At 67.4% G+C, this 20,601-nt stretch carries 18 protein-coding genes and 1 pseudogene; 13 read left to right on the forward strand and 6 right to left on the reverse strand.

Annotation, left to right across the window (positions count from 1 at the left end):
- Positions 1–15 precede the first annotated feature (15 nt).
- On the forward strand, positions 16–1,242 hold the full coding sequence (locus CVM50_RS05135; protein WP_232618175.1) for an NAD(P)/FAD-dependent oxidoreductase: 1,227 nt from the start codon (positions 16–18) through the stop codon (positions 1,240–1,242).
- A gap of 5 nt (positions 1,243–1,247) precedes the next feature.
- Here CVM50_RS05135 and CVM50_RS05140 read toward each other — a convergent pair whose 3' ends face one another.
- A complete protein-coding gene (locus CVM50_RS05140; protein ID WP_085887677.1) occupies positions 1,248–2,324 on the reverse strand; it encodes an endonuclease/exonuclease/phosphatase family protein in 1,077 nt (358 codons plus the stop codon).
- A 185-nt stretch (positions 2,325–2,509) separates the two neighbouring features.
- Here CVM50_RS05140 and CVM50_RS22235 point away from each other — a divergent pair.
- The 5 genes and pseudogenes from CVM50_RS22235 to CVM50_RS05160 form a co-directional block, all read left to right on the forward strand.
- Positions 2,510–2,887: pseudogene (locus tag CVM50_RS22235) on the forward strand (extracellular solute-binding protein); the annotation flags it as partial.
- A 409-nt stretch (positions 2,888–3,296) separates the two neighbouring features.
- Complete coding sequence (locus CVM50_RS21685; RefSeq protein ID WP_232618162.1) at positions 3,297–3,887, forward strand: carbohydrate ABC transporter permease; 591 nt, start codon at positions 3,297–3,299, stop codon at positions 3,885–3,887.
- Complete coding sequence (locus CVM50_RS21690) at positions 3,884–4,270, forward strand: ABC transporter permease family protein (protein ID WP_198431857.1); 387 nt, start codon at positions 3,884–3,886, stop codon at positions 4,268–4,270. The genes CVM50_RS21685 and CVM50_RS21690 overlap by 4 nt, the downstream gene beginning before the upstream one ends.
- Before the next feature lie 327 nt (positions 4,271–4,597).
- On the forward strand, positions 4,598–5,269 hold the full coding sequence (locus CVM50_RS05155; RefSeq protein WP_232618163.1) for a glycerophosphodiester phosphodiesterase family protein: 672 nt from the start codon (positions 4,598–4,600) through the stop codon (positions 5,267–5,269).
- A 44-nt stretch (positions 5,270–5,313) separates the two neighbouring features.
- On the forward strand, positions 5,314–5,889 hold the full coding sequence (locus CVM50_RS05160; RefSeq protein WP_085887676.1) for a MurR/RpiR family transcriptional regulator: 576 nt from the start codon (positions 5,314–5,316) through the stop codon (positions 5,887–5,889).
- On the opposite strand, the gene CVM50_RS05165 is transcribed toward CVM50_RS05160, so the two are convergent.
- From CVM50_RS05165 to CVM50_RS05180, 4 genes are all read right to left on the reverse strand, one after another.
- Complete coding sequence (locus tag CVM50_RS05165; protein ID WP_232618164.1) at positions 5,873–7,345, reverse strand: amidase; 1,473 nt, start codon at positions 7,343–7,345, stop codon at positions 5,873–5,875. The genes CVM50_RS05160 and CVM50_RS05165 overlap by 17 nt on opposite strands.
- A 117-nt stretch (positions 7,346–7,462) precedes the next feature.
- Positions 7,463–8,593 carry a glycosyltransferase family 2 protein gene (locus CVM50_RS05170; protein WP_232618165.1) on the reverse strand — a complete coding sequence of 377 codons (1,131 nt, stop codon included), beginning with the start codon at positions 8,591–8,593 and terminating at the stop codon, positions 7,463–7,465.
- Between the two features lie 14 nt (positions 8,594–8,607).
- Entirely contained in the window at positions 8,608–11,208 is a 2,601-nt protein-coding gene (locus CVM50_RS05175; RefSeq protein WP_085887675.1) for an ATP-binding protein, read from the reverse strand.
- 31 nt (positions 11,209–11,239) lie between these two features.
- Positions 11,240–11,710 (reverse strand): oxidoreductase, encoded by a 471-nt coding sequence (locus CVM50_RS05180; protein WP_232618166.1) that lies wholly within the window; start codon positions 11,708–11,710, stop codon positions 11,240–11,242.
- A 388-nt stretch (positions 11,711–12,098) separates the two neighbouring features.
- Between CVM50_RS05180 and CVM50_RS05185 the strand changes: the two genes are divergently transcribed.
- The 7 genes from CVM50_RS05185 (at position 12,099) to CVM50_RS05215 (ending at position 20,150) form a co-directional block, all read left to right on the forward strand.
- Positions 12,099–12,716 (forward strand): response regulator transcription factor, encoded by a 618-nt coding sequence (locus CVM50_RS05185; protein ID WP_085887959.1) that lies wholly within the window; start codon positions 12,099–12,101, stop codon positions 12,714–12,716.
- 343 nt (positions 12,717–13,059) lie between these two features.
- Positions 13,060–13,647: a cupin domain-containing protein gene (locus tag CVM50_RS05190; protein ID WP_085887674.1), complete on the forward strand. Its 588-nt coding sequence runs from the start codon at positions 13,060–13,062 to the stop codon at positions 13,645–13,647.
- 244 nt (positions 13,648–13,891) lie between these two features.
- The gene (gene ugpB / locus CVM50_RS05195) at positions 13,892–15,214 is read left to right on the forward strand and encodes a sn-glycerol-3-phosphate ABC transporter substrate-binding protein UgpB (protein WP_085887673.1); all 1,323 of its coding nucleotides are present in this window, start codon (positions 13,892–13,894) and stop codon (positions 15,212–15,214) included.
- Positions 15,215–15,286: 72 nt separating this feature from the next.
- Positions 15,287–16,171: a sn-glycerol-3-phosphate ABC transporter permease UgpA gene (gene ugpA, locus CVM50_RS05200; RefSeq protein ID WP_085887672.1), complete on the forward strand. Its 885-nt coding sequence runs from the start codon at positions 15,287–15,289 to the stop codon at positions 16,169–16,171.
- A gap of 12 nt (positions 16,172–16,183) precedes the next feature.
- Positions 16,184–17,032, forward strand: a complete 849-nt coding sequence (ugpE, locus tag CVM50_RS05205; protein ID WP_085887671.1) for a sn-glycerol-3-phosphate ABC transporter permease UgpE — start codon at positions 16,184–16,186, stop codon at positions 17,030–17,032.
- Between the two features lie 2 nt (positions 17,033–17,034).
- A complete protein-coding gene (ugpC, locus tag CVM50_RS05210) occupies positions 17,035–18,129 on the forward strand; it encodes a sn-glycerol-3-phosphate ABC transporter ATP-binding protein UgpC (RefSeq protein WP_085887670.1) in 1,095 nt (364 codons plus the stop codon).
- Positions 18,130–18,599: 470 nt separating this feature from the next.
- Positions 18,600–20,150 (forward strand): hypothetical protein, encoded by a 1,551-nt coding sequence (locus CVM50_RS05215; protein WP_143515601.1) that lies wholly within the window; start codon positions 18,600–18,602, stop codon positions 20,148–20,150.
- A 79-nt stretch (positions 20,151–20,229) separates the two neighbouring features.
- On the opposite strand, the gene CVM50_RS05220 is transcribed toward CVM50_RS05215, so the two are convergent.
- Positions 20,230–20,589, reverse strand: a complete 360-nt coding sequence (locus tag CVM50_RS05220) for a hypothetical protein (protein ID WP_085887668.1) — start codon at positions 20,587–20,589, stop codon at positions 20,230–20,232.
- Positions 20,590–20,601 lie beyond the last annotated feature (12 nt).

Consider the following 20,601-nt stretch of genomic DNA (forward strand, 5'->3'; position numbering starts at 1 on the left):
GCCGTTTTGTCTGATGTGATCGTTCTGGGCGCCGGCATGGTCGGCACCACCACCGCCCTGGCGCTGCAGGCGCGGGGGCTGGACGTGGTGTTGGCCGACCGGCGGGAGCCGGGCCGCGAGACCAGCTATGGCAACGCAGGCATCATCCAGGGTGAGGCGATGGAGCCCTATGCCCTGCCGACCAACCCCGTGGAACTGATCCGGCTGGGGCTGGGCGCCGACAACGCCGTCCGCTGGACCCTGGGCGGCGTGCTGGGGCAGGCGGGTGCGCTTCTGCGCTATCTGGGCAATTCCCGGCCCGCGCGGCACGCGGCCATCTCCGCCATCTATGCCCAGCTGGTGCGGGAGGCCGTGGCGCGGCACGAACCGCTGGTCGAAGCCGCGGGGGCCGGCAACCTGATGCGCCCCAGGGGCTTCCGCCAGGGCTGGCGCGGTCAGCGTAGCTTCGACGCGGCACTGGCGGACGCGGAGCGTGTCGTGAAGACCTACGGGATCGAGATCGAGGCGCTGGACGGCGATGCGCTGGCGCGGGTCGAGCCGGGGCTGACGGCGCGCTACGCGGGCGCGATCGATTGGAAGGATTGCTGGGCCTGTGCCGATCCGGGCGGGCTGGTGGCCTGCTATGCTGCGCTGTTCGAGGCGCGCGGCGGCACGGTGCTGCGCGCCGATGCGGGCACGTTGACCCGCACCGGCGCGGGCTGGCGCGTGACCGGAGAGACCGGCCCGACCGAGGCCGCCCGCGTGGTGCTGGCCCTGGGCCCCTGGACGCCCGCCGCACTGAGGCCCTTCGGCGCGCGGGTGCCCATGGTCGGCAAGCGCGGCTATCACCTGCATTTCAAGGGCGAGAGGACGCTGAACCTGCCCTTCATGGACACGGACGTTTCGGCCGTCATGTCGCCCATGCGCGACGGGCTGCGCGTGGCCACGGGGGCGGAACTGGTGCCGATGGACGCGCCGGTGAACCGCAGCCAGCTGATCAAGGCCGAGGCCCGGGCACGCGAGATGTTCGAGCTGGGCGACGCGGTGGAGGCCGAGCCGTGGTTCGGTACGCGCCCCTGCCTGCCCGGCATGCTGCCGGTGCTGGGCGAGGTCCCGGATCAGCCCGGTCTCTGGGCGCATTTCGGTCACGGCCATCAGGGTTTCACCCTCGGCCCCGTCACGGCGGAAATCCTGGCCGCCGCCATGGCCGGTGAGCGCAGCGAGATCATCGCCGCGCTGGATCTGCGCCACGCCCTGGCCTGAGGCATTCAGGCCGGGCCGCCGATCCCGCGCAGGTATTCGTTGGAATAATCCACCTCCAGCTCGATCCAGACCGGCAGGTGGTCCGACATCTCATGGGTGCGCCAGGAGGAATAGCTGCGCGCCCAGTTGGCATAGGGCTCGCCGCCATCCGGTTCCTCGACCAGCAGGCGCGCGACCTCGGCCTGGTCCTCCGCCCCGCGCATCAGCCGGGCGATCTGTTGGTAGTCCCCGGCCTCCTCGTCGCGAAAGACCGCGTCGGGCCAGCACAGCACGCCGCGTTCCAGCATCCGTGTCTTCTGATCCGGCCCGACGAAGGCGATCTGATCGTAGTACTTGTCGCCCGACAGCGAGGTCGGCCCCAGATCCGGCACGTCAAAGCCCGCCGCCAGCAGCGCCTGCATGCCGGGGGCGGCGTGGTCGTCGATGTTCATGTCGCCGAGGAAGACATGCACCTCGTCCTGCGCTCTGGCCCGTTTCGCCATCTCCTGGGCGATCACCCGGATCTCGTCCTCCCGCAGGGGGCGGCCGGCCTCTTCCTTGAAGATGATATGGGCCGAGCAAAGGGTGAAGCGGAACCAGCCGGCCTGGAAGGCGGCGAAGAAGGGCGTGCGGGCGATCTGTTCGCCGCCCGGCAGGGCGTCGCGGGGCAGAACCAGCTCTCCCACCAGGTGGCGAAAGGACACGCGGTTGCGGTTGTAGAGAAACGCCATGCGTTCATGGTTGCCCCGGCCCGCGCCCGAACTGTCATTGATGAAATAGGTCCAGTTGGGGCCCAGCAGGCGCAACAGCCGGTCCACGGCCTCGATGTTCTTCACCTCCTGCACGGCGCAGATGTCGAAATGGTCGATGATCTCGGCGATGTAGTGGAAACTTTCGTGCAGGCGCGGGCGGCCACCGTCGAAATGGCGGATGTTCCACGACCCGATGATCAGGCTGTCGGGGCGGCGGCGCGCGGTGATCTGCCCGTTCAGCAGCGCGCGCAGACGCAACAGCCGGTCGGCGATCCACCCGGCCTGGCCTGGGGCGGCGCGGCCCGGGGGATAGGTTCTGCGGTCGTGTTTCAGGGATTGGTAGAAGGCCATGGAGCGGGCTCCTCGGATGAAAAGGCAGGGTCTGGGCAATGGGTGGGCGGCGCCGAAATCCTGGCGCATGAGGCCATGATAACACAGATGACGTCCTGTCCGGCGGCTGGAATGGAGGACCTTGGTAGGAAAGGTGGTCTGATCTGGTGCAATAAATGTTGCACGCCTCTGGTGCGGCAGAGGTGATGCTGGCGGATGTCTCGGTGGAATTCTGGCACAGCTTCTCTAATAGCGCGGGCGAGGCGCTGGACCAGATCATCGACACCTTCGAGGCCGAGAACCCCGGTATCACCATCGATGCCCAGCACATCGGCAACGACAACGACATCGGGGCCAAGTTGCAGGCTTCGATCCCGGCAGCCCGCGAACCCGACGCGGTGATCATGGAGGTGACGCGCTATGGCCTCTCCGCCGACCGTGGCGTGCTGATGGATCTGACCGACTATGTCGAGAACGAACCGCTGAAGGACGATCTGTTCGACTTCGCCCGCGAGGTAGGCGTGTTCGACGGCAAGAATTACATCGTGCCCTTCAACGCCTCCACGCCGGTTCTCTACTACAACACGGCCATCCTGGAGCAGGCCGGCGTGCCCGAAGGGCCGAAGCTGGACACCTATGCCGACGACCTGGTCGTGGCCCCCATGCCCTGCAACAAGATCTGCCGCGTGCCGATCGGCGACGCGGGTATCGGCATCCAGTCTTCGGCCGAGGACGAGGTGAAGGACGCCGCGTGGACGTTCATTTCCGACGCGGCTTCCGCCGGTCGTCACCTGGATGCGCGCCACCGAATACGACATGTGGCAGGCCATGGCCCTGGGCCAGCGCGACGTGACAGAAATGCTGGACGACTTCGGCGCGCGCACCCGCGCCGAGGCCGAACGCCTGGCCAGGTAAGCCGCCCGGACCATCGAAAGGGGCCCGGCCGGACCGGGCCCCTTTTGTCCCGTGACCCTTCCCCCGGGGGCCGACCGAATGCTGCGCAAACTGACCTCCTATCTCTTCATCCTGCCGCTGATGGCCTTCCTCGCGGTCTTCACCTATGTGCCCATCCTGCAAAGCGTGAACCTCTCGTTCCGCGGGTGGGATTTCATGTCGCCGATGAAATCCTGGGCCGGGCTGGAGAACGACCAGCTGCTGCTGAGCACGCGCGATTTCTGGAACGCGGTGAAGGTGACGACGATCTTCGCCGTCATTTCGGTGCCGTTGCGGCTGGCGCTGGCGATCGCCAGCTACCTGGTGCGTGAAACCATCGTGTCGCGGGTGATGCGCGGGGCGTTGTTTTTGCCTTCGGTGACCTCGACCGTCTCCATCGCCGTGGTCTTTTCCCGGGTCTTCTCGACCGACTACGGGATGATCCACGCGGGCCTCGCCTGGCTGGGGATCGAGCGGGTGCAATGGATGCAGAACCCGCAGCTGGCGCTTTACGTCCTCGGTCGACGGCGGGCGGCGGTTCCACGTCTTCCGGCGGGTGACCCTGCCGCTGGTGATGCCCACCACCTACTTCCTGCTGTTGGTCTCTGTCATCGACGCCTTTCCAGGTTTTCACCATCGTCAACTTCATGACCAAGGGTGGCCCGGCGGGGGCCACCGACATGATCGCCAACATGCTCTACAGCGTGGGGTTCACGCTGTTCGACATCGGGCAGGGCTCGGCGCTGGCGGTCATCCTCTTCGTCTTCCTGATCGCCCTGGCGGGGATCGCCGTGGCGACCATGGCCGCCTATGCCTTCGCGCGCGACCGCTTTCCCGGAGGCAACCTGGCCTTTGCCGCCGTGGTGGCGACGCTGATGATCCCCAGCCACATCACCCGGATCCCCAACTACCTGACCTTGGCGAAGGCCGGGCTGCTGGACAGCTACGCCGGGCTGATCCTGCCCGCGATCTCGTCCGGCTTCGCCGCCGTCTTCCTGCGCCAGTCCATCCGGGACATCCCGCGCGCTGGATGAAGCCGCCTACATGGACGGCGCCGATGCGTTCCAGGTGCTGTGGCGGGTGATCGTGCCGATCTCGAAACCGGCGATCTTCTCCATGGGGCTGCACCTCTTTATCCTTGAATAGAGCAACTACATCCGGCCGCTGGTCGCCATCGGCAAAGAGGATCTCTACACCCTCCAGGTCGGGCTGGCGCGGCTCTACCGGATCAACCCGGGCGAGGACGTGATCGGCTGGCCGCTGGTGATGGCCGCCTCGACGATCACCATCCTGCCCGTCCTGCTGGGCTTTGTGCTGGTGGAACGCCACCTGGTGCGCGGCATCACCATGGGGGCGGTGAAATGACCGTCCCGCATCCCGCCTTTCCGCCCGACGACAAGAGCAAGACGAAGATGCCCATGACCTATGATGTGACCCGCATCGCCGCGCACCGGGGCGGCCCGCTGGCGTTCGGCGGCAGCACCCCGCAGGGGTTCCGCGCCACGGCCGCGATGGCGCTGGAGGAGGTGGAGTTCGACGTTCACCCCACGGCGGACGGCGTCGTCATGGTGCGCCACGACGCCACGCTGGACCGCACCACCGATGCCACCGGCGCGATCCGCGACCTGACCGAGGCCCAGGTACGCGCTGCCACCATCGACTATGGCGCGGGCGGCCATCCCATCTCGCTGGCCGAGCTGTGCGACATCTACCGGGAGAGCCATGTGTCTTTCCGCTGCGAGGTGGACCTGGGTTTGCGGCCCGAGGCCCCGCGCCTGCACCGGGCGCGACCGGCGCTGCGTGCCACCGAGGCGCGGCTGGCGCTGCCCGAGATGACCGGGTCCGAGTTCGTGCTGCATGGCGAAAGCCCCCTGGGCCGGCTGACCGCCGTGGCGCCCTGCGGCGAGGGGCTGCCCAGCCCCGGCGAGGTGATCTGGCTGGAATATGACGCAGTCACCGCGCATCGCTTCGAACGTGACACCGGGCCCGTGCCTGGGCGCGTGCGCATGGACCGGGCCGCGCCGCTGGTCTAGGCCAGAGGGGCACCGCCGGTGCCATGGGTCCGGGAGACCCTGACATGACCGATACGCCGCCCTTCCTGAGCGATCTGATCTCGCGCCATGCGGCGAAGCTGACCGAGGCGGATGCGCGCCTGCTGGACGTGATGGTGCGCGACCCGATCCGGACGGCGATGGAAAACGGCAAGGAGGTCTCGTTCCGCGCCGGTGTCCACCCGGCATCTGCCGTGCGCCTGGCCCGGCGGCTGGGGTTCAAAGGGTATCCCGAGTTCCGCGCCTTCCTGCAATCCAACCTGGTGGAGGGGCAGGGGGAGTTCGAGGCGCCGGGCGCCTGCATCGCCGCGCGGCTGGCGCGCGCGGAGGAAGGGCAACTGCTGTCCACCGTGCTGGACAGCGAGATCGCGGCGCTGGAACGCTTCCACAGCCTGCGCGACGGCTCGGACGCCTTCGGACCCGGTGCCGCCCGGGCGCCTCTGCCGCCGCCGCGACGGCGCCTGGCCCGTCCAGCCCTGGTAGGCGCGCCCGCGGGGGCGCCCGTGCCACGCCCCGGTCTTCTCTTTGCCGGAAACATCCCGGGGGCGTCGCCCGCAGGCGCCGGGGGCAGAGCGCCCTCGGCTTTCAGCTTCCCGGCGTGACCGGGTCGATGGGGCCAAGCGGGCCGCCACAGGCCATCTCTACCGCACGGGCGGCGGCCAGCAGGGCCGCCTCGCCGCGCGGCTGTCCGATCAGTTGCAGGCCCACGGGCAGCCCCTCGGGCGACAGGCCGACGGGGACCGAGACGGAGGGCAGGCCGGTCACCGGCGATAGGTAGGAGAAGCGCAGCCAGGCGATGTAGTCGGTCAGCGGCAGCCCGTCGATCTCGCGCGGGTATTCCTCCTCCACCGGGCCGGGCATCAGCCCGACGACCGGACAGGCCAGCACATCGAAGCCGGTCATGAAGGACTGCACGAAGTCGAAAAGCCGCGACCGCGCCTGCTGCGCGTCCAGCACGTCGGTGATCGTCAGGGCGCGGCCATAGTCGATGTTCTCGCGCAGGGTCTGCTTGAAGTTGCGTTGCAGTTTCGGGTCGGCGCGTCCGGGGCCGGAGGCCCAGAGCATGCCGCGCAGGGTGCGGTAGGTGCGGTCGAGATCGGGGAGCGGCGGACAGGTTTCCTCCACCGTGGCGCCCGCCGCCTCGATCCGCGACAGCGCCGCGCGCAGATGCGCCTCCATCTCCTGCGACACCGGGGCCAGCCCGTCGAGATCGGGGGAGAAGGCGATGCGGATGCGACCGTCGGCACGCGTCACCGCTTCCTGATAGGGCGCGTCGGGGGCGGGGTAGGACAGCGGCTCGGCGGGGTCGAACCCGGCCATGGCATCGAGGAAGAGCGCGCAGTCGAGGACCGAGCGGGCCATGGGCCCTTGCACCGCCTCGGTGTGGAAGCGCGAATGGGCCGGCGCGCCGGGCACCATGCCGGGCGAGGGGCGGAACCCCACGACGCCGCAATAGGCCGCCGGGGTGCGCAGCGACCCCGCCAGGTCCGACCCGTGGGCCAGCCAGATCTCGCCCGTGGCCAGCGCCGCCGCCGCGCCGCCCGAGGAGCCGCCGGCGTTGCGGGTCGTGTCCCAGGGGTTGCGGGTGAAGCCGAAGACATCGTTGAAGGTATTGGCCCCGGCGCCGAATTCGGGCGTGTTGCTCTTGGCCAGGACGATCCCGCCGCGCTCCTCGATCCGGGTGACGATGGGCGAGGAGCTTTCAGGCACATGGGCCGTCATGCCACGGGTGCCGAAGGTCGACCGCACGCCGGAGACCTCCGCCAGGTCCTTGATGGCCAGCGGCAGGCCCGCCAGCCAGCCCGGGTGGTCGCGCGGCCCGTCCAGCGCGGCGGCGGTCGCCTCGGCCCGGGCGCGGCAGAGGGTGGGCAGGGCGTTGACCGCCGGTTCCACCTGGTCGATCCGTGTCATCGCCGCCGCGATCAGCGCGTCCGGGGCGATCTCGCCACGGCGCAGAAGCGACACTGCCTCATGCGCGGAGAGGGCGCAGAGATCGGGGCCGCTGAACGCCGGGGAGGCCTTGGCGCCGGGGCTGGGAGGGGAAACGGTCTCGGTCATGTGGTGGGCCCTGAGCGGTGGCGGAGAGGGCCAGTGTCGGGCGGACGCGAGGCGATGTCAAAGGCGGCCCCTCCGAGCCGGGCCCGGTGTGTCCGCGTGGGTGGCCTTGGCCGGCGATCAGGAGGCGAAGAGGATGCGCGCGACCGACTTCGGCAACAGCAGGTTCACCAGGGCGGAAGTCAGGACCAGAAGCCCGCTGCGGCGGTCGGCGAACCAGCCTGCGGGACTGGCCCACAGCCCGCGCAGGGCGAACGCGAGGGCTTGTCGCCGCGGTGCACCGGCGCGCAGGGCGCGGCGGGCCAGCCGGCGCAGGCGGGCCGCCTCGTCCCGGGCCGTGGGCGGACGGGTGTAGCGGGCCGCCGTGACCAGTGCCGCCAGACGCCCGCTGCAAATCGCCGCCAGGCTCGGCGGGGTTTCGCCCGAGGCGCCCGGCGCGGCGCAGCCCTGGGGGGAGAGAACCAGTTGCCGGTCGAGTGGCGTCAGGCGGTAGCCTTCGCCGACCAGCCGCACCAGCCACTCCAGGTCATCGCCATGGGGCAACCGGGTGTCGAAGGTGCCCACGGCGTTCACCAACTCGGAGCGCAGGGCGAGATTCGACAGGCGCTGCACCGGATTGTCGGCCATCAGCCGGGCGACGGTTAGGTCCCCCGAGGGTTGCGGTGCGGGGATGTCGCCCGCTTCTACCTCGCCACCGGGCGCATAGCAGGCATCAAGCGTCACGTCGGTGAAGGCCGCGGTGATCCGATCGAGCTTGTCAGGCATCCACAGGGCCCCCGGTTCGCAGAAGGTCATGATCTCGCCCCGGGCCGTGGCCAGGCCGATGTTGCGCGCGCAGGCGAAGGGGGCGCCGCCGTTCCCGCACCGCGCGCCGCGCAGAAGGCGGAACCGATGATCGAGCGCCGCATATTGTGCCGCAACCTGGGCGCTGTCGTCGCGCGCCCCGGTGTCGATCAGCAGGGCTTCCCAATCCGTTTCCCTTTGGCTCAGGAGAGCCTCCAGCGTGATCGCGAGTCTGGCGCTTCCATCGCCGTAGGGCAGCAGGATCGAGATTCGGGGCTCTAGGTCTTCGACGGCGCTGCCGGAGAGCGTGCCCCAGCCCGCAACGCTGTCCCGGGGCCAGCTGCGCGGTTCGGCCACGGTGGCGATTGCGTCGGCGCAGGCCGGCGCCGGACCATCCATGCCGGGGACGAAGGGCCACCGCGGATGCCCGCTGGCATCGCCGTAGCCGGGGTGCCAGCCCGGCGGCAAGGGGGACCGCGCGGTCAGGCGTCCACTCCGCGCGTGTCGAGGGTTTCCAGTTCGGCCCGGCTGGCCTTCCAGAGCGGTTCCAGCGCCTGCAGCTCGGCGGCCTCGATCTCCTGACCGCGCTTGGCCTTGGTCTCGATCGCGGCCAGCGCTTCGCGCAGGGCGATCAGGCCGAAGGTGCCGCAGGTGCCGGCGCAGGCGTGGGTCAGGCGGGCGATCTCCTGCTTGCTGCCGGGGAAAGCGGCCAGGGCGGCGATGCAGCCGTCGGTTTCGGCGCAGAACCGGTCGAGAAGTTTCCGCGCGGTTTCGGCGCCCGTGCCGGAGAACAGGGTCTCGATCTGGGTGGCGTCGATCAGCTCGGACGGGGCAGCGCGGTCGCGGCTGTCCTGTGTGGCCAGCGGCAGGACGCCATTGGCCAGGTCCTGCAACAGGCGGCTCAGCACCTTGCGGTCGATGGGCTTGGACAGGCAGTGATCCATGCCGATGCTGCGGAACTTCTTCAGTTCTTCGGGCAGGGCATGCGCGGTCAGTGCGACAATCGGCACGTCGGCGGAGGCGCCATGGCCGGAGCGGATCCGCAATGCGGCCTCGGTGCCATCCATCACCGGCATGGAAATGTCCATCAGGATCAGGTCGAAGCGCTGCGCATCGGCCCAATCGACCCCGGCCTGGCCATCCACCGCCTCGGTCACGTAGTGGCCTTCGCTTTCCAGCATTTCGCGCGCGATGAAGCGGTTGATCTCGTTGTCCTCGACCAGCAGGATTTCCATCGGCGGGGTGGTGCCGTTGGTCGTGCCGACCGTCTCGGGGTCGGGCAGGGTTTCGTCTCCGGCGGCCTGGGCGACGGGGATGCGCACCCAGAACAGGCTGCCGTCCCCGGGCACGCTTTCGGCGCCGATCTCACCTTCCATCAGCTGCACCAGCCGCCGGGCGATACCGAGGCCCAGCCCGGTCCCCGAGGCCTGGCGCGCGTAGGAGCTGTCGAGCGTCTCGAAATCGTTGAAGATCCGGTCCAGGTCGTCCTCTGCGATGCCGATGCCGCTGTCGATCACCCGGAATTCGATCTGGCTGCGTTGCGGACCGACAAGTTCCACCTCGATCTCGACGTCCCCTCCGCGGGTGAATTTCACCGCGTTGGTCACCAGGTTCAACAGCACCTGCCGGAGGCGCCGGGCGTCGGCCACCAGCGGGCCGGACGGGGTGCCGACCCAGTTCCAGGTCAGGTCGTTGCCGTTGGTGGCGGCAAGCGTGGCGGAGGTCTCCACCACGCCGTCCAGCAGGCGAGACACCGAGAAGGTCCGCGCCTCTGGCTTCATCTTGCCGGCTTCGAATTTCGCCAGGTCCAGCACGTCGTTCACGAGGTTCAGCAACAGCTGGGCCGAGCTGTCCATCAGGGTGAGCAGTTCGCTCTGCTCTTCGGACAGGGAGTGATCGCGCAGCAGCTGCATCGACCCGATCAGCCCGTTCAGCGGCGTGCGCATCTCGTGGCTCATCACCGCCAGGAACTCGGACTTCGATCGTTCGCCGGCCAGTGCGCGGTCGCGCGCCTGGGTCAGCATCTCCTCCTGCGCCTTGCGCAGGGAGATGTCGCGGACGAAGGAGACGAAGAGATGGTCGTTGTCGGCGGCCCGGTCGAAGGAGACCTCGGCGGGGAAGCGACGGCCCGAGCGGTCGCGGGCGGTGAACTCGAACGGATGCAGGAAGCTGTCGCCGCGTTCGCGGGCCTCCAGCACGCTGTCGCCCATGCGGCTCAGCTCGTCGGCTTCGGATTCGGGGACCAGCAGGTGCCGCACGCGCCGGCCCACGACCTCGGCGCGGCTATAGCCGAACATCCGTTCGGCGGCGCTGTTGAACTCGTGGATGAACCCGTCGGAATCGGTCACCACCACGGCATCCAGAGAGGTTTCGACGATGGTATGCATCCGCGCGGCATGGGCCTCGGCTCTGCTGGCGCTGTCGCGGGACTGACGCGCCATGCGCACCAGCACCAGCGCCAGCAGCGACAGCCCGGCGATGAACAGGAAAAGCACCGTGGCGATCAGGCCGAGGGTGCGGATCAGGCTGGCCCGGCGGGCATCGGTGATCTGCGCAAAGCCATCGAGGCCCGACAGCGAGAAGGACCGCACGTCCTGGTGGATGCGATCGGCGGACTCCCTCAGGTCTGGAACGGCCGCGAGTAGAGCGGGCTTGCTGCCGTCGATCAGCGGCACCGTCTCCTGCAGGAAGGCGTCGACGCGCTGGCGCGGGGCGTTGAAGTCCTGGTTGTCCTGCATGGTGCGGAAAGCCGGAGCTTCCTCGATCAGGGTCATGCGGCTGTAGAAGATATCGAAGGCGCGGCGCAGCGCGACGATCGCGGCGTCGGTGGTGTCGGCGTCGTCCTCACCAATGCTTGCCTCGGCCTGCACCAGGGCCGCCTCGTAGCGCAGGAAGTCGACCTCGGCCTGGGCCAGGCTCCATTGCAGGTTGTCGGAATTGGAGGAGGTGAGGGTTTCTATTTCATGCAACACGAGCCAGGCCAGCCCGACCACCAGCGTCACGCAGAGGACAAGGATCGTCAGGGCCGCGATTGGCTGCCGCCAGAGAGGGGACCGCCCGCTGTTACGGGGAACGCTCAACATCGTCGTGTCTCTCCTCGGCGCACCGGTCGGCCTACTCGAACGCGGTGATGCGGTCGAGCTGCCAGATGCTGCGCGCGTAGATTACCTCCTGGCGGAAGGCGGGGTCGGTATCAAAGGGGTAGATGATCCACAGCGGCCCCTTGTCGCGCAGGGACATCTCTTCGCCATGGTTCAGGTAGGCCACGATCGGGGCGCCGTCTTCCCAGCCGGAGCGCGGCATCTCGATCTCGTAGTCGTTTATCGCCTTGGCCGAGATGCGCTGCGCGTCCGGCGCGACTTCAGCGATCAGGTCGGCCAGCGGAACGCCGGTGAATTCCTGCACCCCGTCGGTCCAGATCGTGGTCGTTTCGTAAACCTGCGTCGGCATCTCCTGCAGCGCTTCGAGGTCGAGTTCTGCCAGGACCTCGCCGGTTTCGGAGGTCACAGTCAGCAGGGTGGCGCCCCGCGCCTCCGTGGCGGCGGCCGGGGCGGCAAGCAGCGCGGTGGCGACGGCCGCGAGCATGGCGGGCACCAGGGCGAAACGGAGACGGAGCGGAAACATGTGTATGGGCCGAATCTGATTGTTGTCGATGTTAACCTTGGCACAGAACTCGCCCCTCGCGGGAGTGACGCATCGGACCACCACCCCTATCCGAATGGATAGGAGGCCTGCGCAGGTCCGAGCCGGGCAGGGGGCGCACAGGCGCGGGGAATGACGCGCAAGTCACTGGACCTACTCACGGTTTAAGGGTCATATGAGGGTATATTGGCCGATCCTCCCCGATTTGGTCACATTTTTAGGTTCATCCTTACCAAACGGAATGAACTTGATTCGCAGGCGGGACAAAGCGGTGATTACTGCTCGGACTCTTCATGATGAACGCGACATGGGCGGTGTTTCCGCCGGGGCGATGCGCGTCCTCATCGCAGATGACCATGATCTGCTGCGGGATACACTTCAGGCGTTCCTGAACGCCGAGGGCGGCTTCGACGCCGGGACGGTCGCGTCCTTCGACGAGGCCGTGGCGCAGGTCGAGGCCGGGGCGCATTATGATCTGATCTTGCTGGATTACTCGATGCCGGGCATGCGCGGCCTCGACGGGCTGAAGCGGATGATGGAGCTGGCGGGACACAAGCGCGTCGCCATCATCTCGGGCACCGCCAGCCGCGAGATCGCCGAGGAGGCCCTGGCCGTGGGCGCGGCGGGCTTCGTGCCGAAGACCCTTTCGGCAAAGTCGCTGATCAACGCCGTGCGCTTCATGGCCATGGGGGAGCAGTATGCGCCCCTCGAATTCATGCGCGCGCCCGCTGAGGAAGAGGATGCGAACCCGCTGGCCGAGATGCTGTCGGAGCGCGAGTTGCAGGTGCTGGAGGGGCTGACCCAGGGCAAGGCGAACAAGGAAATCGCCCGGGACCTGGATATCCGCGAACCCACGGTGAAGCTGCATGTGAAGACGCTCTATCGCAAGATCGGCGCCTCGAACCGCACCCAGGCGGCGATGATCGCCAAGGAAGCCGGGTTGTTCTGACCCGTTGGGTCCGTCGGGCCCTGACACCTCCTGACCAGGCTCACCCCAGGACGCGGCGCGTTCAGTAGCGCCGTGGGGTCCATGGCCGCCGACAGCCGGGCCATCACCTGACGTTCCTGTTCACTCCGCACCAACGACAGTCCGGGCGACTTGTCCTGACCGCCCCCATGTTCGACATCGAGCCGCCAAGACGCGCCGCCAGGCTGTTCAGCGCGGTCGAGCCCTCGGCGCGGCCCCCGGTCTTCACGATGTGACCGGCGACGTGGCGACAGGCACCGCAGGGCACTGGCGTGGCTTGCGGAAACACGGTACGTCTCGGGTCCTGTCAGGCAAGGGGGGCGTCATGACCGACGCGGCTTTCGACATCGGTGCGCGGCTTCTGGCTATGCGCAAGGCGGCGCAGCTGTCGCAGCGGCAGCTGGCCGAACGGGCGGGCGTGCCCCATGCACAGATCTCGATCATCGAGAAGAACAAGTCCTCGCCCTCCATCGCGACCCTGCGAAAGATCCTGTCGGGGCTGGGCATGACCATGGCCGATTTCTTCGAGAGTGAGCGGCAGGCGCCTGAAGGCCCGTTCTTCAGCCCCGAGGACCTGCTGGACCTGACCTCGAAACTGCCCGTCACCGGGGTTTCGGACGTGGCCGGGCGCATCGCCTTCCGCCAGATCGGCGACGCGCACCGCCACAACCTGCAGATCCTGCACGAGGTCTATGAGCCCGGTGCCGACACCGGCGAGACCATGCTGGAGCATTTCTCAAACGAGGGCGGTTACGTCATCGAGGGGGAGCTGGAGCTGACCGTGGGCGGCGAGGTGCGCATCCTGAAGCCCGGCGACAGCTACCTGTTCGACAGCCGCATTCCGCATCGGTTCCGCAACCCCCACGAGGGTCGCACGGTCGTCATTTCCGCCTGCACGCCGCCCTACCTCTGATCCGTTCAACCTGCGTTTCCGGGTGAATTCGACCTGCGCGTCTCTGCGCAGGTCTTTCGCGTTTGCGAGCCCTGCAGGCATCCCATCCGCTCATTCGCGCAAATCCCTGTCCGTATCTGCTTCGATGCGCAGGGTGGGTTGGTTGAACGCGCAGTTTCAATCGATCTTCATCTGACTGACTCCGAACTGTCATGAAAGCTGCCTAGGCGAAGGGCATCCTTTTCTTCCTTTCACGGAGCATCCGATGCAGCGCAACCTGATCGCAGGCCTGGCCCTGACCACCGCCCTGGTGGCCCCGCTGGCCGCCTCGGCCCAGACCGAAATTTCCTGGTGGCACGCCATGGGCGGCGCCCTGGGCGAGAAGGTCGACGAGATCGTCGCCAACTACAACGCCTCCCAGGACGAGTATCACCTGACCGCGACCTACCGCGGCAGCTACACCGAGACCATGACTGCGGCCATCGCCGCCTTCCGCGCCGGTGAACAGCCGAACCTGGTGCAGGTCTTCGAAGTGGGCACCGGCACGATGATGGCCGCCGAGGGCGCCGTCTACCCGGTCTACCAGCTGATGGAAGAGCACGGCCAGAACTTCGACCCCTCGGTCTACCTGCCCGCTGTGGCCGGCTACTACACCAACACCGACGGCCAGATGCTGTCGATGCCCTTCAACTCCTCCACTCCGATCCTGTACTATAACAAGGACATCTTCGCCGAGGCCGGCCTGGACGCCGACGTGGCGCCGGAAACCTGGGCCGACGTGGAAGAGATGTCGCGCAAGATCGTCGACAGCGGCGCGGCCGAATGCGGCTTCACCACCGGCTGGATCTCCTGGGTGCAGCTGGAAAACCTCTCGGCCTGGCACAACCAGCCGATCGGCACCAACGAGAACGGCTTCGGCTCCATCGACAGTGAGATGACGGTCAACGGCCCGGTGCAGATCCGTCACTGGGAAAACCTGGCCAAGTGGGAAGACGAAGGCCTGTTCAAATACGGTGGCCCCGGCGGCGGTGCCGACAGCGCGCCCGCCTTCTACTCGGGTGAATGCGCTATCTACATGAATTCCTCCGCCTCGCGCGCCGGCGTTCTGGCCAACACTGACTTCGACTTGGGTCTGGGTATGCTGCCCTACTACGCCGACGTCGAAGGCGCGCCGCAGAACTCGATCATCGGCGGTGCCACCCTGTGGACCCTGGCCGGTGCGTCGGACGCCCAGTACGACGGTGTCGCCTCCTTCCTGACCTACCTGTCCTCCGCCGAGGTCCAGGCCGACTGGCACCAGTTCACCGGCTACCTGCCGATCACCAACGCCGCCTACGAGCTGAGCCAGCAACAGGGCTACTACGACGAGAACCCCGGCGCCGACATCGCGATCAAGCAGATCACGTTGAACGAGCCGACCGCCAACTCCAAGGGCCTGCGCTTCGGCAACTACGTGCAGATCCGTGGCGTGATCGACGAAGAGTTCGAGAACCTGCTGTCGGGCAACAAGACCGCTGAAGAGGCGCTGAACGACCTGGTCGAGCGCGGCAACTCGCTGATCGCGGACTTCGTCGAAGCCAACGGCTGAACCTGATCCGATCCCGACAGGCCCGCGTCCCCGCGCGGGCCTGTTCCCTTTTTCCGGCACCCCGGGTTTCCCATGCAGACCAAACGCACGACCTTCCGCAGCTGGTGGCTGCCCTACCTTCTGGTGGCGCCGCAGCTGGCGATCACCCTCGTCTTCTTCATCTGGCCCGCGGGCCAGGCCGTCTATCAGAGTTTCCTGCGCGAAGATCCCTTCGGCCTGTCGACCACCTGGGTCGGTCTGCGCAACTACATCCGCCTGTTCGACAGCGCAGAATACCTGGCGTCCTTCGAGACCACGGTGATCTTCACCGTCTGCACCGCCTCGCTGTCGATGGGTCTGTCGCTGCTGCTGGCCGTGGCCGTCGACCGGATGATCCGCACCGCCAGCGTCTACACCACCCTGGTGGTCTGGCCCTATGCCGTGGCACCGGCCATCGCCGGCATCCTTTGGTGGTTCATGTTCAACCCCTCCTTCGGCATCCTGACCTATGTGCTGGAGATGGTGGGGTATGACTGGAACCACCGGCTGAACGGCGAGGATGCCATGACCCTTGTCGTGCTGGCCTCGGCCTGGAAGCAGATCAGCTACAACTTCCTGTTCTTCGTCGCCGGGCTGCAATCCATCCCGATGTCGCTGCGCGAGGCGGCGGCGATCGACGGGGCCGGGCCGGTGAAACGCTTCTTCACCGTGGTCTTCCCGCTGCTGTCGCCGACCACGTTTTTCCTGCTGGTCGTCAACATCAACTACACGATGTTCGACACCTTCTCGACCATCGACGCCTCCACCGCAGGCGGACCGGGCCAGGCCACGACGATCCTCGTCTACAAGGTCTACGAGGACGGGGTGAAGGGACTCAACCTCGGCTCCTCCGCCGCGCAATCGGTGATCCTGATGTCCATCGTGATCGCGCTGACCTTCATCCAGTTCCGCTTCATCGAGCGGCGCGTGCAGTATTGAGGAGGCCGCACCATGGTTGAAAACCGCCCCTTCCTGACCTTCCTGGCCCATGTGGTGCTGATCCTGGGCGTGGCCTTCGTGGCGCTGCCCGTGTGGATCGCCTTTGTGGCCTCCACCCATGACCAGTCGACCTTCCTGTCGGGGTCCATGCCGATGTGGCCGGGCGACAATATCTGGGAAACCTACGGCACCATCCTGGGCACCGGCGCGCCGGTGCCGGGGGCGCCGCCGCTGACCCTGATGCTGAAGAACTCGCTGGTGATGGCGCTGATCATCACGGTGGGCAAGATCGCCATCTCGATCCTGTCGGCCTTCGCCATCGTCTACTTCCGCTTCCCCGGCCGGGTTCTGATCTTCTGCCTGATCTTCGTCACCTTGATGCTGCCGGTCGAGGTGCGCATCATGCCCACCTTCAAGGTGGTGGCGGATCTGGGGATGCTCAACAGCTACGCGGGCCTCTCGATCCCGCTGATCGCCTCGGCCACCGCCACCTTCCTCTTCCGGCAGTTCTTCCTGACCATCCCGGAGGAGCTGGTGGAGGCCGCCCGGATCGACGGCGCCGGCCCGATGAAGTTCTTCCGCGACATGGTCCTGCCGCTGTCGCAGACCAACATCGCGGCGCTCTTCGTCATCCTCTTCATCTACGGCTGGAACCAGTACCTCTGGCCGATGCTGATCACCACGGACGAGAAATTCTACACCGTCGTCATGGGCATCAAGAGGATGTCCGACGTGGCCGACAGCGACCCCCAATGGAACTTCGTCATGGGCTCGGCCATGCTGGCCATGCTGCCGCCCGTGCTCGTCGTCATCTTCATGCAGAGGCTTTTCGTCAAAGGCCTCGTGGAACAGGAGAAGTAATCATGGCCGGTATCAAGCTTTCCGCCGTGAAGAAGATCTACCCCGGGGCCGCCGAACCGGCGGTGAAGGGGGTGGACCTGGATATCCAGGACGGCGAGTTCGTCGTGCTGGTGGGCCCCTCGGGCTGTGGCAAGTCGACCCTGCTGCGGATGATCGCGGGGCTGGAAACCGTTTCGGACGGCGAGATCGCCATCGGCGACAAGGTTGTGAACCAGATGGAACCGGCGGAGCGTGACATCGCCATGGTGTTCCAGAACTACGCGCTCTACCCCCATATGTCCGTGCGGCAGAACATGTCCTACGGGCTGAAGAACCGGAAGATGCCGAAGGGGGAGATCGCCCGGCGCATCGACGAGGCCGCGGCGGTGCTGGAGATTACCCCCTACCTGGACCGCAAGCCGCGCGCCCTGTCGGGTGGGCAGCGTCAGCGGGTCGCCATGGGCCGCGCCATCGTGCGCGACCCGGCCGCCTTCCTCTTCGATGAACCGCTGTCGAACCTGGATGCGAAACTGCGCCTGCACATGCGTGGCGAGATCAAGCAGCTTCACCAGCGGTTGAAGACCACCAGCGTCTACGTCACCCATGACCAGCTGGAGGCGATGACCCTGGCCGACCGCCTGGTGGTGCTGAACCATGGACGCATCGAACAGGTGGGCCGCCCGCTGGATCTGTACCGCCGTCCGGCCTCGACCTTCGTGGCGGGCTTCCTCGGAGCACCTGCGATGAACCTGATCGATGCCGAGGTGACCGGTGGGGCCCTGATGCTGGCCGGGGCCGCGCTGGCGCGTGGGCTGCAGGCCGAGGCGGGCCGCGTCACCGCCGGGATCCGCCCCGAGGCCCTGCGCCTGCGCGCCGCGCCGGGGGGCAACTTCCGTCTGGACTATGTCGAGGAACTGGGCGGCTCGCGCATCGTGCATGGCCACATCGGGGCACAGCGCATCATCGCCCAGACCGACCTCGCGCAGGAGCTTTCGGCGGAGATGCAGGCCGAGTTGCCGCTGGAAGAGCTGCACCTTTTCCATGCGACCGAGGGCCATCGCCTGTCGATGGGCCTCAACCAGCCTGCGACCGCTGATCCGCAGCTGGTCGGTGCCTGATCCACGCCTGATTTGGGCCTGATTTGGACCCGGTCCGCCATGCAGCGGGCCGGGTGCGCTCAATCTAAAAGCGAATCGCTTTTTTCGAAAATTTTGTTGGTGGACAAGTTAATCAGGGGCGCTAGCGCGGCCATTCGCCTCAAAATTGTGTGCACCTGTTATTTTTGCATAGCCGGTCTTGTCGGGTGAAACTCGCGAAAAACCCCTGAATCGCGGGTCAATCACGGCACGTACGCTTTGCAGAACGGTATCCTGTTGCTACCGTTTCTAGGACGAAAGTCGTGTGTGTCTGAAGTTAATAAGTGGGGTGCTCCATGGAGCTGGTGTGTGTCGCCGCCGTGTGTGTGTGTCTGTCCCTTGCCGTGATGGGACGGATTTCTGGAAATGGTCTGGCCTTGGCGGGCCTGGGTCACGGCAATCAGGATCGACGAAATGCCGCGCGGAAACGTGCCTGGGAGGCGGCCAACGCCGTGCCGGATCAACCGGCCCGGGTTCTGAGCCGCCTGGCAGACGACAGCCTGTCGGGTGCGCCCGACGAGATGGCCGTCGCCGAGACGGCGGATGACGGCGCCGGGATGATCACAGGCCGCGTTGAGGAGAGCGCCGCCGAGGATCGTGCCGCCGCGCGGGCCGCCGGGCCGGAGATGAAGCTCATCGTCGATGGTCTGTGCCTCGATACCTTGCGCTTTCCCGCCCACCTGGGCGACGGCGCGGCCGAGGAGGAAGGCCGGTCCTGGCTGGACATCACCCGACTTCGTCGCGCCGATGATGGGGGCCCGCGCCTGCGCGAAGCGCTGCTCGTGGCGCTCGACTGGGCGCGCGACCCCGAAGGCAAGGGCCGGCCCGGGGCACGCCAGCGCCTGACGCTGGTGCTGCCGATCCGGCATCTGCCCTTACAGGCCTTCCGCGCCTATGCCCGCGAGCTGGAGCTGTTCACCGCGCTGGTGCTGCGCCGCTACCCTGATGTCGTGGCGGCCTTCGAGATCGGCAACGAGGACTGGGATCTGGACAGCCCGGACGAATATGCCGCCAAGGCGCGCATGGTCATCGGCGCCCTTGAAACCGCGATGGACGCCCTGAACCTGCATTCCGCCCGACGTCCCGACATCATGGTGCAACGCCCCCTGCCGCCGACGCCGCCCTCGGGCCGCGACGATCACGGTGCGGTCTCCCGTGTCAGCCGGAACGCCCTGCAGGCGGCCCTCGCTGCGCGCAAGGCGCACAGCCTGCAGGGGCTTCGCGCGGTCGACACCAGTTTCACCACCGAGGATGGCGCGATCGAAATCACCGCCCATGAGGGGGAGGACCGCCTGGTCGCCTATGTCCGTTCGCGCCTGGATCATCCGATCCGGTTGGACGTGGATTTCGCGTCGCTACTGCCCTGGGCTCCGGCCCGGGCTGAGGCCCTGCGCATCGGTGCCGCCCCCTCCGGCGCCGCGCACCCCTCCGTCTCCCATTCGGTTCGGGCCGGGAATGCCCTGCGTTTGGCGCAGTCTGCTCCCGCTGCGCAGCCCTGGGCGCTCGACGTGGTCGAGATGGACGGACCCCTGCTGGATGTCGAGCTTGCGCCCTTCGAGGCGGTCGAGGTCACTTTCCTGCTGGGGGACGGAGGGGACATTCACCCCGACACGGTTCGCCGGTCGATGCGCCTGCTGGATGGCGGCAATGCCGGCCACGGTCGGTCCTCGGCGCAGCAGGACCGGGTCCTGCGGGCCGAGACCGGGGAGGACGACCGGCTGATCGGCGAGGCGCAGCCCGATGAGATGATTGGCTGGATCGGCGCGGACAGGTTCGTCTTCGGCAAGACCGCAGGCACCACGCCTGGGCCGGTCATTCGCAACTTCATTCCGGGTCAGGACGTGATCGATCTCGTGCTGCCCGGTCTGTCCGCGCGCGACATCGCCCTGGCCGATCATGAGGACGGGGTCATGGTCCAGGCTGGCGATCACGCGCGGTTCCTGCTGGATGGTGTCCCTTCCTCCCGGCAGGTCGACGTGCAGCGGGATTTCCGGGTTCTCTGAACCCGTCCGGTTGCCAGTGCAGTGGGCCCCGTGGCAACGCGGGGCCCTTTTCACGTCTGGTCCTATTGTCCGTAGAGCTTCAGACCTTGCGGATTGCGCCGCGGTAGCGCCACAGATGCACGCCCAGGCTCACGGATCCCAGCCACAGCACGGCGGCGATCATCAGGAAGACGGCGGCGTCGAGGCTGCGCATCGGGATCCCGTGGCCCAGGGCGGCCAGGCCGCCGCCCAGCCCGGCGAAGAACCCCAGCCAGGCCAGCACCCGCAGGCGCCGCAGCAGGGCCGTGGCCAGCACGCCCCAGAACACCGCCGCCAGCAGCATGGACCACAGGTAGTCGGCCAGGCTCAGCGCTATGACCGCCAGATGCAGAAACGTCGCGATGTAGAAACACATCGCGGCGAGGAAGAAGGCGTCACTGGCGCTGCTGGCTCGGATCATCTGCGGTCTCCT

It is taken from the genome of Pseudooceanicola marinus (genome assembly GCF_002786295.1).
Taxonomy (GTDB): Bacteria; Pseudomonadota; Alphaproteobacteria; order Rhodobacterales; family Rhodobacteraceae; genus Pseudooceanicola; species Pseudooceanicola marinus.

Coding starts and splice junctions, on each gene's coding strand:
- CVM50_RS05140 (WP_085887677.1), bottom strand. CDS start 2,324: ATGGCCTTCTACCAATCCCTGAAACACGACCGCAGAACCTATCCCCCG.
- CVM50_RS21685 (WP_232618162.1), top strand. CDS start 3,297: ATGCTGCGCAAACTGACCTCCTATCTCTTCATCCTGCCGCTGATGGCC.
- CVM50_RS21690 (WP_198431857.1), top strand. CDS start 3,884: ATGACCAAGGGTGGCCCGGCGGGGGCCACCGACATGATCGCCAACATG.
- CVM50_RS05155 (WP_232618163.1), top strand. CDS start 4,598: ATGACCGTCCCGCATCCCGCCTTTCCGCCCGACGACAAGAGCAAGACG.
- CVM50_RS05160 (WP_085887676.1), top strand. CDS start 5,314: ATGACCGATACGCCGCCCTTCCTGAGCGATCTGATCTCGCGCCATGCG.
- CVM50_RS05165 (WP_232618164.1), bottom strand. CDS start 7,345: ATGACCGAGACCGTTTCCCCTCCCAGCCCCGGCGCCAAGGCCTCCCCG.
- CVM50_RS05175 (WP_085887675.1), bottom strand. CDS start 11,208: ATGTTGAGCGTTCCCCGTAACAGCGGGCGGTCCCCTCTCTGGCGGCAG.
- CVM50_RS05180 (WP_232618166.1), bottom strand. CDS start 11,710: ATGCTCGCGGCCGTCGCCACCGCGCTGCTTGCCGCCCCGGCCGCCGCC.
- CVM50_RS05185 (WP_085887959.1), top strand. CDS start 12,099: ATGCGCGTCCTCATCGCAGATGACCATGATCTGCTGCGGGATACACTT.
- CVM50_RS05190 (WP_085887674.1), top strand. CDS start 13,060: ATGACCGACGCGGCTTTCGACATCGGTGCGCGGCTTCTGGCTATGCGC.
- ugpB (WP_085887673.1), top strand. CDS start 13,892: ATGCAGCGCAACCTGATCGCAGGCCTGGCCCTGACCACCGCCCTGGTG.
- ugpA (WP_085887672.1), top strand. CDS start 15,287: ATGCAGACCAAACGCACGACCTTCCGCAGCTGGTGGCTGCCCTACCTT.
- ugpE (WP_085887671.1), top strand. CDS start 16,184: ATGGTTGAAAACCGCCCCTTCCTGACCTTCCTGGCCCATGTGGTGCTG.
- ugpC (WP_085887670.1), top strand. CDS start 17,035: ATGGCCGGTATCAAGCTTTCCGCCGTGAAGAAGATCTACCCCGGGGCC.
- CVM50_RS05220 (WP_085887668.1), bottom strand. CDS start 20,589: ATGATCCGAGCCAGCAGCGCCAGTGACGCCTTCTTCCTCGCCGCGATG.